The 15,069-nt window shown below is 64.1% G+C and carries 14 protein-coding genes; 7 read left to right on the top strand and 7 right to left on the bottom strand.

Translation table 11 applies throughout. From position 1 onward, the window contains the following. The first annotated feature begins 1 nt into the window (after position 1). Positions 2-1,165, top strand: coding sequence for an ABC transporter ATP-binding protein (locus tag B0G83_RS17370; protein ID WP_105508620.1), 1,164 nt, complete (start codon positions 2-4; stop codon positions 1,163-1,165). Between the two features lie 57 nt (positions 1,166-1,222). Continuing rightward, the gene (locus B0G83_RS17365; protein ID WP_105508925.1) at positions 1,223-2,272 is read left to right on the top strand and encodes a substrate-binding domain-containing protein; all 1,050 of its coding nucleotides are present in this window, start codon (positions 1,223-1,225) and stop codon (positions 2,270-2,272) included. Here the strand turns inward: B0G83_RS17365 and B0G83_RS17360 are convergent. From B0G83_RS17360 to B0G83_RS17345, 4 genes are all read right to left on the bottom strand, one after another. Next, on the bottom strand, positions 2,236-3,093 hold the full coding sequence (locus tag B0G83_RS17360) for a PA4780 family RIO1-like protein kinase (RefSeq protein WP_105508619.1): 858 nt from the start codon (positions 3,091-3,093) through the stop codon (positions 2,236-2,238). The genes B0G83_RS17365 and B0G83_RS17360 overlap by 37 nt on opposite strands. Positions 3,094-3,262: 169 nt before the next feature. Further along, positions 3,263-4,519, bottom strand: a complete 1,257-nt coding sequence (locus B0G83_RS17355) for a type II toxin-antitoxin system HipA family toxin (protein WP_105508618.1) — start codon at positions 4,517-4,519, stop codon at positions 3,263-3,265. Further along, entirely contained in the window at positions 4,506-4,889 is a 384-nt protein-coding gene (locus B0G83_RS17350; RefSeq protein ID WP_105508617.1) for a helix-turn-helix domain-containing protein, read from the bottom strand. Before B0G83_RS17350 ends, B0G83_RS17355 begins: the two co-directional genes overlap by 14 nt. Positions 4,890-5,041: 152 nt before the next feature. Further along, positions 5,042-6,169, bottom strand: coding sequence for a LysR family transcriptional regulator (locus tag B0G83_RS17345; protein ID WP_258167927.1), 1,128 nt, complete (start codon positions 6,167-6,169; stop codon positions 5,042-5,044). On the opposite strand from B0G83_RS17345, the gene B0G83_RS17340 reads away from it, so the two are divergent. The 4 genes from B0G83_RS17340 to B0G83_RS17325 all read left to right on the top strand — a co-directional run bounded on the left by B0G83_RS17340 (position 6,119) and on the right by B0G83_RS17325 (position 12,066). Further along, the gene (locus tag B0G83_RS17340; protein ID WP_105508615.1) at positions 6,119-7,309 is read left to right on the top strand and encodes a M20 aminoacylase family protein; all 1,191 of its coding nucleotides are present in this window, start codon (positions 6,119-6,121) and stop codon (positions 7,307-7,309) included. The two genes, B0G83_RS17345 and B0G83_RS17340, sit on opposite strands and share 51 nt — an antisense overlap. 98 nt (positions 7,310-7,407) lie before the next feature. Next, positions 7,408-8,577: a porin gene (locus B0G83_RS17335; protein WP_105508614.1), complete on the top strand. Its 1,170-nt coding sequence runs from the start codon at positions 7,408-7,410 to the stop codon at positions 8,575-8,577. A 14-nt stretch (positions 8,578-8,591) separates the two neighbouring features. After that, positions 8,592-9,914: an MFS transporter gene (locus B0G83_RS17330; protein WP_105508613.1), complete on the top strand. Its 1,323-nt coding sequence runs from the start codon at positions 8,592-8,594 to the stop codon at positions 9,912-9,914. 439 nt (positions 9,915-10,353) lie between these two features. Next, positions 10,354-12,066 carry a SulP family inorganic anion transporter gene (locus B0G83_RS17325; RefSeq protein WP_181156933.1) on the top strand — a complete coding sequence of 571 codons (1,713 nt, stop codon included), beginning with the start codon at positions 10,354-10,356 and terminating at the stop codon, positions 12,064-12,066. 8 nt (positions 12,067-12,074) lie between these two features. On the opposite strand, the gene B0G83_RS17320 is transcribed toward B0G83_RS17325, so the two are convergent. The 3 genes from B0G83_RS17320 to B0G83_RS17310 all read right to left on the bottom strand — a co-directional run bounded on the left by B0G83_RS17320 (position 12,075) and on the right by B0G83_RS17310 (position 14,217). Then, positions 12,075-12,434, bottom strand: coding sequence for a hypothetical protein (locus B0G83_RS17320; protein WP_105508611.1), 360 nt, complete (start codon positions 12,432-12,434; stop codon positions 12,075-12,077). Between the two features lie 78 nt (positions 12,435-12,512). Beyond that, complete coding sequence (locus tag B0G83_RS17315; RefSeq protein ID WP_105508610.1) at positions 12,513-13,151, bottom strand: LysE family translocator; 639 nt, start codon at positions 13,149-13,151, stop codon at positions 12,513-12,515. Between the two features lie 190 nt (positions 13,152-13,341). Then, on the bottom strand, positions 13,342-14,217 hold the full coding sequence (locus B0G83_RS17310; protein ID WP_105508609.1) for a LysR family transcriptional regulator: 876 nt from the start codon (positions 14,215-14,217) through the stop codon (positions 13,342-13,344). Between the two features lie 108 nt (positions 14,218-14,325). On the opposite strand from B0G83_RS17310, the gene B0G83_RS17305 reads away from it, so the two are divergent. Further along, a complete protein-coding gene (locus B0G83_RS17305) occupies positions 14,326-14,760 on the top strand; it encodes a VOC family protein (RefSeq protein WP_105508608.1) in 435 nt (144 codons plus the stop codon). The last annotated feature ends 309 nt before the right edge of the window (positions 14,761-15,069 follow it).

Here is a 15,069-nt window from a genome sequence, read left to right as displayed (position 1 = left end):
TATGACAAATCTTGCGAATACGGTTGATATGGCGGACGCCGCCGCCGCAACCGGCACGGCGGACCGAAGCGACGCGGCGGGTCTCACGAGTCCGGCCAACGTGGCGGTGCGCAATCTCACCATCCGTCTCGGCGCGAACACCGTGATCGAAAACCTCGATCTCGACGTGCGCGCTGGCGAGTTCGTGGTGTTGCTCGGCCCTTCGGGTTGCGGCAAATCCACGTTGCTGCACAGCATTGCCGGACTGATCGACGTGAGCGACGGCAGCATCGAAATTGCCGGTGAAGACATGACGTGGGCCGATCCGAAAGATCGTCGCATCGCGCTGGTGTTTCAGTCGTACGCGCTGTATCCGACCATGAGCGTGGAGCGTAATCTCTCGTTCGCATTGCGCATCAACGGTACGCCGAAGGCGGAGATCGCACGGCGCGTGGCGCGTGCGTCCGACATGCTGCAACTCGGCCCGCTGCTCAGGCGCAAACCGGCGCAGCTTTCAGGCGGCCAACGGCAGCGCGTGGCGATCGGCCGCGCGATCGTGCGCGAAGCGGACGTGTTTCTGTTCGACGAACCGCTGTCGAATCTCGACGCCAAATTGCGCACCGAACTGCGCCGCGAACTCAAGCAGTTGCATCAGCGTCTGGGCGCGACGATGATCTACGTGACGCACGATCAGGTCGAGGCGATGACGCTCGCCACCCGCATGGCGGTGATGCGCGGCGGCGTGATCCAGCAGTTCGGCACGCCCGCCGAAGTCTATGCGCGGCCCGACAATCTGTTTGTGGCGACCTTCCTGGGTTCGCCCGCGATGAACCTGCTCAAGGGCACGCTGGAGACGCGTGACGGCACGCTCTACTTCTGCACGCCGCAATGGCGGCTCGACGTGTCGGCGTATCCGTTCAAACAGGCGCCCGCGCATGCGTTGCCCTGTGTGCTCGGGGTGCGGGCCGAAGACGTCAAGGTCGGCGCGGGGCTGAGCGAGCGCGCAAAAGTTTCGCTGGTGGAGCCGATGGGCAACCACCGCGTCATTTGGCTCGACTATCATGGCGTACAGGTCGCCTCGATCGATCAGACGAAGACACCGGTGGCGCTCGCGGACACGGTTGCGTTTTCGTTCGATAGCGAACAGGTCTCGCTGTTCGACGAAGCGGGGGGCGAGCGGTTATAGCGCGGTTTGCGACGCGAACCGCGCTCCCGAATACAACAGGGCTTGACGGAGATCCGCGTGGCTACACTCAAAGATGTCGCGGCACTCGCCGGCGTGGGCATGTCGACCGCGTCGCGCGCCATTTCCGGCAAAGGGCCGATCTCAGCGGATGCCGCCGCCCGCGTGAAGGCGGCCATCGAGGCGCTGAACTTCCGCCCGTCGTCGATCGGGCGCGCCATGGCGACGCAGTCGCTCGGCATGGTCGGCATTTTCGTGCCGACTTTCTTCGGCTCGTATTACGGCACGATTCTCAAACAGACCGATACCGAACTGCGCGCGGTGCGCCGTCACGTGGTGGTGGCAACCGGCTGCGGGGAAGTGTCGCCGCGTGAGCAGGCCATGGAAGCGGTGCGCTTTCTGATCGGTCGCGATTGCGACGGCGTGGTGGTGATCAGCCACGATCTGCACGACGAAGACTTGATCATGCTGCACAAGATGCATCCGAAAATGGTGTTTCTGAATCGCGCGTTCGATCAGTTGCCGGAGGCGTCGTTTTGCGCGGATCACCGGCGCGGTGGCGAGCTGGCCGCACGCACGCTGCTCGATCATGGGCACCGCGAGATCGCGGTGATTTCGGGGCCGTTCACCGCGTCGGACAACCAGACCCGGCTGGAGGGTTTCTTCGCCGAACTGGCGCGTGCAGGCATTGCGCGCGACGACGTCACGTTGATCGAATCGGACTTCTCGCCAGAGGGCGGTTACGCCGCCACCCGCCAGCTGCTCGATACGACGCCGCGTTTCACGGGGCTGTTCTGCGCGAACGACACGATGGCGGTGAGCGCGCTCGCGTATCTGCACGAGGCCGGGGTTGCCGTGCCGGATGAAGTGTCGGTGATTGGGTACGACGACGATTACTCGGCGGCTTATGCGTCGCCCGGACTGACGTCGGTGCATATTCCAACCGCGGAACTGACGCAGAACGCGGTACGGTGGCTGCTCAATCAGTGCTACCGGACCACGTGGGAAGTGTTCCGCGAATTTCCGGTGAGCGTGACGATGCGCAAGTCGGTGGGCCCGGCGCCGGGCCGGGTTCAGGTGCCGCTGCGCAGCGACGCTTCGTGGCGCTGACGCGCTTCTTCGTCGAGCCGCGTGTCCTCGAGTTCCTGCAGCACCGCTTCCAGGTCGATCGGCGTGGTGTCGAGTTCGACGCGGCCGGTCAACGCACTCTCCACGTGCAACGCGCCCGCTTCGTATAACGCCCAGATTTCCTTGCCGTAACTGGCTTCGCGCAAGGCCGGGGCAAACTGCCCGAAATACGTCGCGAGGTTATTCACGTCGCGTTCCAGCATGGCGGGCGCTTCGAGATTGCCGGCCGCATTCACCGCTTGCGGCAGGTCGATAATGACGGGGCCGTCGGTGGCCAGCAGAATGTTGTACTCCGACAGGTCGCCGTGAATCATGCCGGCGCACAGCATGCGCACCACTTGCTGGAGCAGCATGGCGTGCAATTCGAGCGCGCGTTCCTCGCTCATCTCCACGTCGTTCAGACGCGGCGCGACATTACCGTCGGCGTCGGTGACCAATTCCATCAGCAATACGCCGTCGGTGCAGATAAACGGCTGCGGCACGCGCACGCCCGCGTTGGCGAGCTGGAACAGCGCGTCGACTTCGGCGTTCTGCCATGCCTGTTCCTGCACTTCGCGGCCGTAGCGGCTGCCTTTTTCCATGGCGCGCTGCTCGCGGCTGTTCTTGACCTTGCGGCCTTCGCGATACGACGCGGCCTGGCGGAAACTGCGCTGCTTGGCGTCTTTGTAGACCTTCGCGCAGCGGATGGAGTCGCCGCTGCGCACCACGTAGACGGTGGCTTCCTTGCCGCTCATCAACTGCGAGATGACTTCGTCGATCAGGCCTTCTTCGACCAGCGGGAGCAGACGTTTCGGGGTTTTCATGCGGCGCCCCTGAAGCGGAAGGCGGCGCGGCGGCCGTGTGCGGCCGGTTGGGAGCGGGTGTCGAGCGGGATTCGGATCATGCCGGATTATAAAGGGTTAGGCGGCCCCCACCGGAACGAAGGCGCCAACGCGCCGCGTTTCGCTCGCAAATGGGGGCGCCGACGTCGCATCAGACCAGAAAGACACTTTCCATTCGCTGGACTTCGGGCCGTGACAGGTTGAGTGCGGCGGCCTCGTCCCGCCATGTTTTGACGGCGTCCCGCACCTCGCCGACGATCTGCCGCGCATGGGCCGCGTCGACGCGATAGAACTCGGCTGTTTCGATCGTGGCGTCGAGATCGGGCAGGGCGCTCATGGAGTCCAGCGTCAACGCATGTTCGCGTTTGCCCGGGTTCGGATTCATGTCGAATGCGGGCGACAGACGCCAGCCCGAAGCTTCACGAATAAAACCGTGATTGCGCAGATGATCGTCGCGATTGCCCACCACGACGTTGAAGACGACGCGTTTGAAGAGCTGCGCGAGATCGCTGTCGATATGGCCTTGCGCGCCGTTGCTGGCCAGATATTCGGCGAGGTCCAGATAGCTTGCGTCCGAATCGCCGTCCTGCCGTTCGAGCAAGGTCATGGCCGACGCGTACATACGCCGGCGGCTGTCGTGCCGATCGAATCGTTCGACGCAGAAGGTGCCGTAACGCGCGCCCACGTATTTGAGTTCGGACGCCGGCACCCAGATGCCCGCTTTGCTTGCCAGCCGATGAACGATGTACTCCCATGCGCCAATGTCGTAGCGGTCCTCTTTCGCCGGGAATTTGGCGAGCCACAGGTCGTTGCCGAGGCTGGTGAAATTGGCTTTAGGACGCGCGCCGCCCAGTGACGTGCCGGGCGCGATCAGCATGGCCAGCCATTGCTCGTATTCCGGCATTTTTTCGATGTCGGCCTCTTCGATGCGAAGGCTGATATACGCGAGGGTCGCGAGATCGGTGACCGGCGGCGCGGCCTCGGCGCTGTTGTCGAGAAAATCGCCGGCGGTGTTCTGAAACCGTAGCGCGCCGACCCTCGTCAGATCGTGAACGCCGAGCAGGAAATCGATTTCCTGCAAATGACGCATGGGCCGGTCTTCCCGATCCGCGGCGGCGGCTTCGCGGCGCTCCATCAACACGCGGCCCCAGCGGTCCGGCGCCGAGTCCATGAAGATGCCGAACGCCACGGCTTTCGCGGGCGGGTATTGCTCGTCGGTCCACAACTCGAGGCGCGGGTCGAGCATGAATGCGTGGTGTCCGTCCACCCAGTTCTGCTCGTAGGCGAACGCGGCGGGCAGGTCGGTGCGCACGGTCTGGCGATACAGCGTGCCGACCTGCTGCAGGCTGCCTACCGTGACGTCGTCGAGAAACACCTTGAATGTGTCGCGAGGTTTATTGCTGGCCATCGGTTTTCCGGGCGGGTTTTCCGGCCGGCCGCGAGGCCTTGGTGCGAGCGGCGCCTGGCGCGCTCGCACGCGGCTTGCGTTGACCCGCCAGCTTGAGGTCCTGCAGCTTCCGGCCGAGTGTGTCGTCGCGGGCGACGACGTCCATGTCCTTGTCGAGTCCCAGGACCCGTAGCGCTCGCATGTAGGTGCCGAGGGCGATGCCAGGATCGCCTTTCTCGAGACGGTGCAGGGTATCGCGCGAAATGCCGAGCCGTTCGGCGAACAGGGTAGCGGGGAGTTCGCGGCGCAGGCGTGCCAGTTTCAGGCGTTCGCCGAGCGCGTGTATCTGCTTCTCGACGGACGGAAAGGGGCGCTGAAGAGTTCGGGACATGTCCGATAGATTAGTCAAATAGAATGAATATGTCAAAAGTATCGGACAAATGTCTATTTTTCAATGCCTTGGAGGCAGTGAAGGGATGGCGAGTTGAAAATAGCGTCTGATACTTTAGGCAAATATGACGTAAGTGACTGAAGTATCGGACGTTATGGCTCATCCGATGTGCTCGAAAGCGGCCCGTCACCCCCTTCGCGATCAACGGGCGCCGTCAGCAAAGGCCCGAGCGCTCGCTCGATGCAGTGCAGGAAATACTCCGCCGGCCGCGTTAATTGAGATTCCTGCGGCGCCAGCAGGTACAACCGCAAAGGCGGCGGCACGACCGGCAACGCGAGCCGCACGAAGCTTTGGCCCAGCGACGTTTCCTCGAGCGAATGGGTGGTCCACGCGAAGATGGCGTCGGTGCTGACCATCAAGCTGTAATACAGCGCGTACGACGTGCAGCGGGTTATCCGCCGCGGCGGAGTGAGTCCGGCGCGCTCGAACATCGCGCGGATAAAGCTGGGGTAGTTGTCCGTCACGTCGGTGTGAATCCATTCCGCTTCCTGTACTGCCGCGAGCGAGGTCGCACTGGCAAAGGGACTTTGCGCGCGCGCCACGAAGGCAGTCTCGAACGCGACCATCTGCCGGACATTGCCCGAGTCGCTGACCGGCCGCGCGAACGCGGCGAATGCCAGATCCACCGTGCGGTTGCGTAGTTGCTCCTGCAACTGGTTGAAGCCCAGTTCACGAAATTCCAGCGTGACCTGCGGCCAGCGCTGACGAAATTCGACGAATGCCTCGGTGAGCCCTGTCGTGCCGACAATCGGCGTCACGCCGATCACCAGGCTGCCGTCGCGCAAGCCTTTCAGATGCGCCATGTCTTCCTCGGCGCGCTCCATTTCGCGCACCACCGTGCGCGCCCGACTTACCAGCGCCGCGCCTTCGGCGGTCGGCACGACGCCCCACTGGTTGCGCTCCAGCAGACGCACGCCGAACTCCGTCTCCAGTTCCCGCACGGCTTTCGTGATGGCCGGCTGCGTCACGTACAGCGCCTTCGCCGCGCCGTTGATGCTGCCGGTCGACGCAATCGCGACCAGCGCCCGTAGATGATGAATTTTCATGATGCGGAAGATAACACTGCTGGTTATGCGTATCAAAATTTGTGCTTTTTTGTTTCGGACAAGGATCTTTACGCTTGGCTTCGAACGGTTGCGACACGGCAGCCGTCTTGACCGGAGCCATGAATGACGCAGTCTTTTCCCCAACTTCTCGCCGAACTGCGCGAGACCGAGCACGAATTCATTGCGATTCGCCACGACATTCACGCGCACCCGGAACTCGGCTTCGCAGAAACGCGCACGGCCGGACTGGTCGCCGGCAAGCTTGCCGAATGGGGCTATGCGGTGACGGCGGGCGTCGGCGGCACGGGGGTGGTCGGTCAGCTGAAACGCGGCACGTCGGACCGTACGCTCGGGCTGCGCGCCGATATGGACGCGCTGCCGATCCAGGAGGCTACCGGTCTGTCCTACGCAAGCACGGTCGCGCGGACCATGCATGCGTGCGGTCATGACGGCCACACGGCGATGCTGCTGGCGGCGGCGCATCGTCTCGCCACGAAGGGCGAGTTCGACGGCACGCTGAACCTGATTTTCCAGCCAGCGGAAGAGGGTCTGGGCGGCGCGTCGAAGATGATCGCGGACGGTCTCTTCACGCGCTTTCCGTGCGACCAGGTGTTCGCGCTGCACAACGCGCCGGGTCTGCCGGTCGGTCATTTCGCGCTGCGCCACGGCTGCATGATGGCGTCGTCCGATTCGGTGACGATCACCGTGACCGGCAAAGGCACGCACGGCGCGATGCCGCAACTCGGCTGCGATCCGATCGTGGCGGCGTCCAATATCGTGCTGGCCTTGCAGTCGATCGTCGCGCGCAATATCGAGCCGACCCGCGCGGCGGTGGTGACCGTCGGGGCGTTCAACGCGGGCACGGCGCCGAACGTGATTCCCGAAACGGCGACGCTGCAACTCTCGGTCCGCGCGCTCGACGCCGAAACCCGCGACAAGGTCGAAGCGCGGATTCGCGGCATTGCGCACATGCAGGCGCAAACCTACGGCGCCAGCGCCGAGGTCGACTACCGGCAGATCTCGCGACCGCTGATCAATCATCGCGGCGCGGCCGATCTCGCGATCGCCACCATCGAAGCGCTCGCGGGTCCGCACGGCTACACGCTGATGCCCGACGCCGTGATGGGCAGCGAGGACTTTTCGTGGATGACCGAGGTGGTGCCGGGCTGCTACGTGGTGCTCGGCAACGGCGTCGACTCTCACGGCGGCTGCGCGGTCCACAACCCGGACTACGACTTCAACGACGCGGCGCTCAGTTGGGGCGCCGCGTATTTCGTCGGGCTCACCGAGCGCTATCTGAGCGCGCCGACGTGAGCGAATCGATTAGCCGACGCTGCGGCTGATCGGCCTTGCGACACCCCCGGCACGTCACTTTCCACACAACAAATCGCAAGCGAGAAAGAGGGAGACCCATGAAGAAATGCATCGCAATGAGCGCGGCACTGCTGACGCTCGGGACCGGCACGGCGGGCGCCGAACCGTACCAGGTGACTTTGCTGTCCGCGCTGCCGGAGTTCAACGGCAGCTTGCGCGAAGGCGTGGCGCTGTACGGCTCGGTCGATATGGGCATCAACTACCAGAGCGCGGGCGGCAAGTCGCTGGTGCAAACGCAGAGCGGCGGCGAATGGACGTCGAAGTTCGGGCTGTTCGGACGCGAAGATCTGGGCGGCGGCCTGCGTGCGGAGTTCAATCTGGAAAACGGCTTTCTCGCCAACAACGGCACGATGCAGGACAGCACGTCGTTCTTCAATCGCGAGTCGTGGGTCGGCCTGGATTCGTCCACGTATGGCCGCGTGCGCTTCGGCAAGCAGATCGGCACGGGCCTGCCGCTGTTCGTCGACGTGTTCGGCACGGTGGGCACCAACTCCGCCTATACGTGGCTCGGCACGGCGGTCGTGCAGACGCCGAAGGGCTACGGCTACAACAGCGACCTCGGCGCCGGCGCCACGCAACTCGCCGCGCGCGTGAACAATGCGATCACCTATCTGTCGCCGAGCTTTGCGGGCTTCAGCACCGAGCTGATGTACGCGCCCAGCAACGTGGCCGGCCAGGCGCCGACCGCGGCGGCGCAGGGCGCGCTATTGCAGTGGTATAACGGCACGACCTATCTGACGGCCAACTTCAACCAGGTGTGGGGCGCGAACGGCACGAGCACCGTGCGCAACGATCTGTACGGCCTCGGCGTGGTGGTCGACACCGGCAAGATCGTGTTGTCGGGCGCCTTCAATCAGTACGCGCCGAAGCTCGTCAACGACGGTATCGCACGCGTCTATACGCTCGGCACGATCTGGCCGATCGGGCGCAACGCGTTTCGCGCGTCGGTGGTGTATCGCGATACGTCCGGCGTGCACGACTCGGCGAACAAACTCGCGAAAGACTCCGCGCTCGGCGTGATGCTCGGCTACGACTACACGCTGTCGAGGCGAACCGGCCTGTATGCGCGCGCCGGCTTTATCCGCAATTACGGCATGTCGACGGTCTTGCTGAACAACAACCCGTTGCCGACGCAAACCGGCAGCACCGCGCCGGAACTCGGCACGACACCGGTGACGGTATCGCTCGGCATGTATCACAACTTCTAGGCGCGACGCTCACCATGAATGCCATCCAACCCAATGCAAGCGCAGTCGCCGGCAAGGCGGCCGGACAGCGGGCGTCGCGCCGGACCATCGTCGCGGCGGCGCTCGGCAACGGCCTGGAGTTTTTCGACTTCACGGTCTACAGCTTTTTCGCGGCGCTGATCGGCAAGCTGTTCTTTCCGACCGGCAGCGAGGCCGCCGCGCTGATGATGTCGCTCGCTACGTTCGGCGTCGGCTTCGTCGTGCGGCCGCTCGGCAGCATCGTGATCGGCGCGTACGCCGACCGCGCGGGACGCAAGCAGGCACTCGTGCTCACCGTGTCGTTGATGGCGCTCGGCACCGGCATGATTGGCCTCGCGCCCACCTACGCGTCGATCGGTCTGGCGGCGCCCGTGCTGATCGTGCTGGGCCGCTTGCTGCAAGGTTTTTCGGCGGGCGGTGAAGTGGGCGCGGCCACCACGCTGTTGATGGAGTCGGGCAGCGCGGGGCGGCGCGGTTCGCTGGTGAGCTGGCAAATGGCTTCGCAGGGCGGCGCGGCGCTCGCCGGCGCGCTGGTTGCCGCGACGCTGTCGCGCTACCTGTCGCACGAGGCGCTGCTGGCGTGGGGCTGGCGCGTCCCGTTTCTGATCGGCCTGCTGATCGGCCCGCTCGGTTTCTATCTGCGCCGCAATCTGGACGAGACCTTGCCGGCCGCGCGCAACGGGCAGGAGGAAACGCATGGCCTGGCAAGCTCCAGTGCGGCCTCGCCGAAACCGCGTATCGAATGGCGGCAAATCGTGGCGGGCACGATGCTGGTGATCGGCGGTACCTCGACGATGTACGTGATCGTATTTTTTCTGCCCGCCTTCCTGACGCTGACGACCGGCATGCCGTCGGCCGTCTCGCTGCTGGCCGGCTGCACGGCGGGTCTGGTGCTGCTGGTCGGCGCGCCGTTCGCCGGCCGTCTCGCCGACCGGATGCCGCGTCGCAAGACCGTGCTGTACGCGATGTCGGTGGTATCGCTCGCAGTTCTGCTGCCGGCTTTCTACGCGATCAAAAGCTGGCCGTCGATCGGCACGGTGGTGCTGGTCGTGTTTGTGCTGACCGCGTTGATGACGACATCCAGTCCGGCGGGTTTCGTGCTGATTCTCGAAGCGTTCAAACCGGAAGTACGCGCGACCTCGCTCGGCGTGATCTACGCGCTGGGCGTGACGGTCTTCGGAGGCTTCGCGCAATTGATCGTCAGCGCGCTGTGGCGCCTGTCGGGCAGTTTTTATGCGCCGGCCTGGTACATGTTGGTCTGCGGTCTCGTGAGTTTCGCGGGTGTGCTGCTGTTCAAGGAAGCCGGTCACGGCGCGTAGGCCTGGTTCAGTCGGCGCCGCGTGCGGGCTCTATGGCGCCGACGTTTCACGTTGAGCCGGCAGATACGGTCCGCTATCGCGCTGCCGTAACGGCCCCGTAATCTTCTGCAACAGTGTTTTGCCGTTTCCCCTCCTGCGGTTTGTTTTTCGCTCCCTTAAACTCAGTGGTAACAAACTGTTACGGGGTTCGCGATGTTGACCGCATTCTTTATTGCCTGTCCGTTGTGCATCGTCGCGCTATTCAATTTCGCGCGTCACGTGGATCCCGTCACGGGCCACTTCAGGCGGTGAATCCAGGCACCGGATTGCCGCGCTGCGTCATGCCGGCCGCTACCGGCTGACGCCGCTATCTTTCGCCGATTCCTCGCCAGGGCTTGCCTTTGAGTGCTGAATCGCGGCACGATGCGCGATTACCATCAAGAATGGGGCAGCATCGCGTATGCGAGATTTTCTGGCGAGTATGACGGCGCGCATGAGCGTGCTGAAGGGTGTCCTTCCCTTGACGCGCGGTGGCGCCGCGCGTGATGCGCTGGCCGGCGTGCAACTCGCGTCGATGGATATTCCGCAAGTGCTGGGCTACGCGCGTATCGCCGGCATGCCGGCCGTGGCAGGGCTCTACACGGTTTTCCTGCCGTTGCTCGCCTTTGCGTTTTTCGGCGCCTCGCGACACCTCGTGGTCGCCGCCGATTCCGCGACCGCCACGATCTTCGCAAGCCGGCTTTCCACCATGGCGCCGGCGTCGAGTGTCGAATACGCGTCGCTTGCCGCAATGGTCGCGTTGCTCACCGCCGCGTTACTGCTCGTCGCGCGTATTTTCAAACTGGGTTTTCTGGCCGACTTCCTGTCGCGCACCGTGCTGGTCGGCTTTCTCGCGGGCGTCGGCGTGCAGGTCGGCATTGCCATGCTCGGCGACATGTTCGGCGTGCCCGGCCATGCGGCGAGCAGCGTCGCGCAGGTGGCGCTGGTGGTGCGCGAGGCGGCGCGGATTCATCTGCCCACGCTCGGCATTTCACTGCTGGTGGTCGTCGCCATTCTCGTTTGCAAACGCTTTTTGCCGCGCGCGCCGGTGCCGCTGTTCGCCGTCGTGGCGGGCATTGCCGCCAGCGATATTTACGGCTTCGCGGCGCACGGCATTTCCGTGCTCGGGCCGGTGGCGGGTGGCTTGCCGCCGCTGCGCATGCCGTCCGTGACCTGGCAGCAACTGCTCGATCTGTTGCCGGTCGCCGCCTCGTGTTTCGTGATGATCGTCGCGCAGAGCGCCGCTGCGAGCCGCGTGTTCGCGGAGCGTTATCACGAACCCGTGGACACCAATGCCGACCTGCTGGGCATCGCCGCAGCCAACGCGGCGGCGGCGTTCACCGGCGCCTTCGTGGTCAACGGCAGCCCGACGCAAACGGCCATGGGCGATCGCGCGGGCACGCGCAGCCAGTTCGCGCAGGTCGTGTTCGCGGCGGTGGTGGTGGTCGTGCTGCTGTTTTTCAGCCGTTTTCTGCAGTATCTGCCGCATTGCATTCTTGCCAGCATCGTCTTCACGATCGCCGTCGGGCTGATCAACGTGCAGGCGCTGTTTGCGATTCGCCGTGAAAGTCCGGGCGAATTCACGCTGGCGTTGTTCACCGCGCTGGCGGTCGTGCTGATCGGCGTCGAGCACGGCATTCTGGTGGCCGTAGCGCTCTCGCTGCTGCGTCACGTGCGTCACAGTTACCGGCCCCATACGATGATTCTCGCGCCCGGCGACGACGGCGTCTGGGTGCCGGTGCCCGCCGCTCCGGGCATGCAGACCGCGCCGGGGTTGATCGTCTATCGCTTCGGCGCCGACCTGTTCTACGCGAACGACCACTTTTTCGTCGACGATTCGCGCCGTCTGATCGATCACGCGCCGAGCAAGGTGCGCTGGTTCGTCGTCGACGCGAGCGCGATTACCGACCTCGACTATTCGGCGGCGCGTTCGGTGGGGGAGTTGTGCGAGACGTTGAAGGCCGGCGGCATCGAGGTGATCTTTGCCCGCGTGAACCGTTATCTGCGCGCGGATATGGACCGGCATGGCATCACGCCAGTGATCGACACGAGCTGCATTTTCAGCACCTTGCATGAGGCGCTGCGCTCGGCCGGCGTGGAGAAGCCGGACTTGCACGTCAAGGAAGCCACCTAGGCGCGGGTTTAGCGCGGCGGTTCGTCGTCGAAGAAGAAATGGCCGATAAAGAAGCACGCACCGGCAACGGCAGCGCCCAGCACGGCCACCGTATAAGCGAGCGCGGTGCCGTGCCACAGTCCGTCGAACCAGTCGTGTAGCTGCGCCATCAGCACTTCCGCCGTGCCGCCGATACGTTGCAATTCGATCTGATAGCGCGGGTCGGCAATGCCGTACTGTGAGACGGCGCTGTCGGGCTCCGCGGCCGTCACATAGAGAATTACCGCGGCGATCAGACTGGCGACCAGCACCGCGGCGCCCGCCAGATAAAACCGCTTTTGCGGCGACGGACGTTGCGCGCCCGGGTTTGAATGATCGGTACCGCTCATTGTGTTCGTGGATCCGCTCGGCTTGGGGTGGCGACAGTATCGCAGAGCGGCGGTGCGCTTCATGAACCGCGCCTGCGGTTAGTTTTTCGACGTCAGCATCTTGAGGCCGGCAATTCCGAACATGATCGCCAGCGAACCGTCGAGCCAGCGCCGGATCGCCAGATAGACGCGGCGTGCCGATGCGGTCGAGAACAGCACCGCGTAGCTGCTGAACACCGATACGCCGATGCACATGCAACCCAGCACCACCGGCACGGTATGCGAGGCGCCGCCAACCGGGGACACAGCCAGCGACACGATCGACAGCCAGACGAGGATCGCCTTCGGATTGGTGAGATGCATCAACAGACCGCGCAGATAGAGCCGTTGCGGCGGCTCGTTCTGGCGAGCCGCGTTGGCCGGCAACGCGCCCGCGCTAAAAGCGGAGCGTGCGGACTTGAAACCGAGCCACAGCAGATAGAGGCCGCCGGCAATCTTGATCGCGATCAGACCTTCGGAGTAAGAGGCCAGCAGCGCCGACAACCCCAGCGACGCCAGCAGCGCCCAGAAGAAAGAACCCGATACCACGCCTAGCGCGAAGGTCAGGGCGGCGCGGCGGCCTCCGCTCATGGCCAGCGACATGATCGCCAGGTTGCTCGGCCCCGGGCTCGCGGTGCCGACGAAGTAGGCGCCGTAGGCGATCAGGACGTCGGCGGTGAGGAAGGTGCTGGTAATCATGGGCTAAACCTCGATGGCGGGCAAACCGTGCCGCTCGGCACGAACACGGCGAAGAACGGCGACTCAGAAGACGACTCGATGTGCGAGCAACGATTCTGAGCGCTCACGCTTCCTGCTCACAGATACAGTTGGTACGGACCGCAACAGCACAATCGGGCGTGGGCGTGGGCGTGGGTGGTTGTGCGTTCGCTCACGCGCCAGCCGCCGCACCGATGCAGTCGGCGAGCGCATCCGCCACTGCTTGCCGGCTATGCCGCGGACGCTGCACAAGGCCGATTTCGCGGTAAAAAGTCGCGTCGCCGAGTTCGAGCGCGACGACGTTCGCGGGCCACTTGCCGAGCCCCGCCGTATTCGGAATCAGCGCCACGCCGATGCCGCGCGCGACGAGTTGCACGATCCCCTGCAGCTCGTCGAGTTCGATCACGTCCTGCACGTTCAGCCGCGCGCGCCGCAGAAACCGGTCGACCAGCCTCCCGCCGAACGACGCGCGGTCGTAGCGGATAAACGGCGCGCCCCTGAGCAGTTCGCGCCAGGCGGGCTGGTTGCGCGCGAGCGCCTTCGGCGCGAGCAGCACGAATGGCTCGGTGGCGAGCGTGCGCCATTCTAGTTCGGACGGCAGCGCGAACGGCGGACGGATGAGCACAGCCAGATCGAGTTCGCCGGAATCCACCTGGCCCAGCAAGCCTAGCGACACGCCCGGCACGACGCGAATTCGCCAGCCGGGGCGGTCGTCGCGAAAGCGCGCCAGCGCGTCGGCCAGAAACGACACCTGCGCGGACGCAATCGCGCCCACGCGCAGCATGCCGCTTTCCGCCGCGACCGCGCCGCGCTCCGAGAGCCGCGCGTACAGCGCCATCATTTCCTCGGCGAGCGCCAGCGTTTCGCGGCCCGCGTCGTTCAACGTGGCGGAGCGCCCGGTGCGGTCGAACAGTGCGAAGCCGAGTTCTTCCTCGAGCCGCTGCATCTGCGCGCTCACGGCGGATTGCGTCAGGCCGATGCGCGCGCCCGCGCCGGAGAACGTGCCGTACCGGCTGACGGCAATGAAGGTTTTGAGTTCGCTCAGCATGATAGATTGATCGATTTTGGTGTTGGTCAGATCAAATATATATCGTTTTTAAGCAATTTTGGTCATGGTTAAAATGGGCTTTCCATACCCACCGCGAGCTTTCCCGTCATGAGCGCTGCCGAAACCCGTTTGCCGCCGTTCCATCTGGCGTTTCCTGTTCATAGTCTCACCGCCGCCCGCGAGTTTTACGGCGACCTGCTGGGTTGTCCGGAAGGCCGCAGTTCGGAGGCGTGGGTCGATTTCAACTTCTACGGCCATCAGATCGTCGCGCACCTCGCGCCGGAGGAACTTGGCCACCGTCACACCAGCAAGGTGGACGGCGACGCCGTGCCGGTCCGTCACTTCGGCGCCGTGCTGTCGATGGCGCAATGGCAGGCGGCCGCGGATAAGCTGCAACAGGCCGGCATCGACTTCATCATCGAACCGCATGTGCGTTTCAAGGGTGAAGTCGGCGAACAGGCGACCATGTTCTTCCTCGATCCGTCGGGCAATGCGCTGGAATTCAAGGCGTTCGCCGATATGTCGTCGTTGTTTGCGAAGTGATTTTGCAGACGTAATGCGGTTTGGCCGCCGACCGAAGCCGTTCCGAAAGCCAGATTACGTATTGACCTGTCGTGATTTGTTCTGAGCGCCTGTCCCGTCGTTCCCGCGCGAGACAGGCGGTCGGAAGTATCGCCAATCGCGCTTATTTTCATTTAACAAACGTTTGCTCATCGCCAAACGAGGCCGCGTTTCCAGCACTTTTTTCCTTACATTAGCCTTCCTGACAATATCGCCATTTTCACGCCATGCAGGTGTTGGTGCTAGCGATCTAGCATATGCGCTGGATTCAACCATCCCTTACCAGCATTC

The sequence above is a fragment of the Paraburkholderia sp. BL21I4N1 genome (assembly GCF_002973525.1).
GTDB lineage: Bacteria > Pseudomonadota > Gammaproteobacteria > Burkholderiales > Burkholderiaceae > Paraburkholderia.
This window is presented reverse-complemented; position numbering and strand designations above follow the sequence as displayed.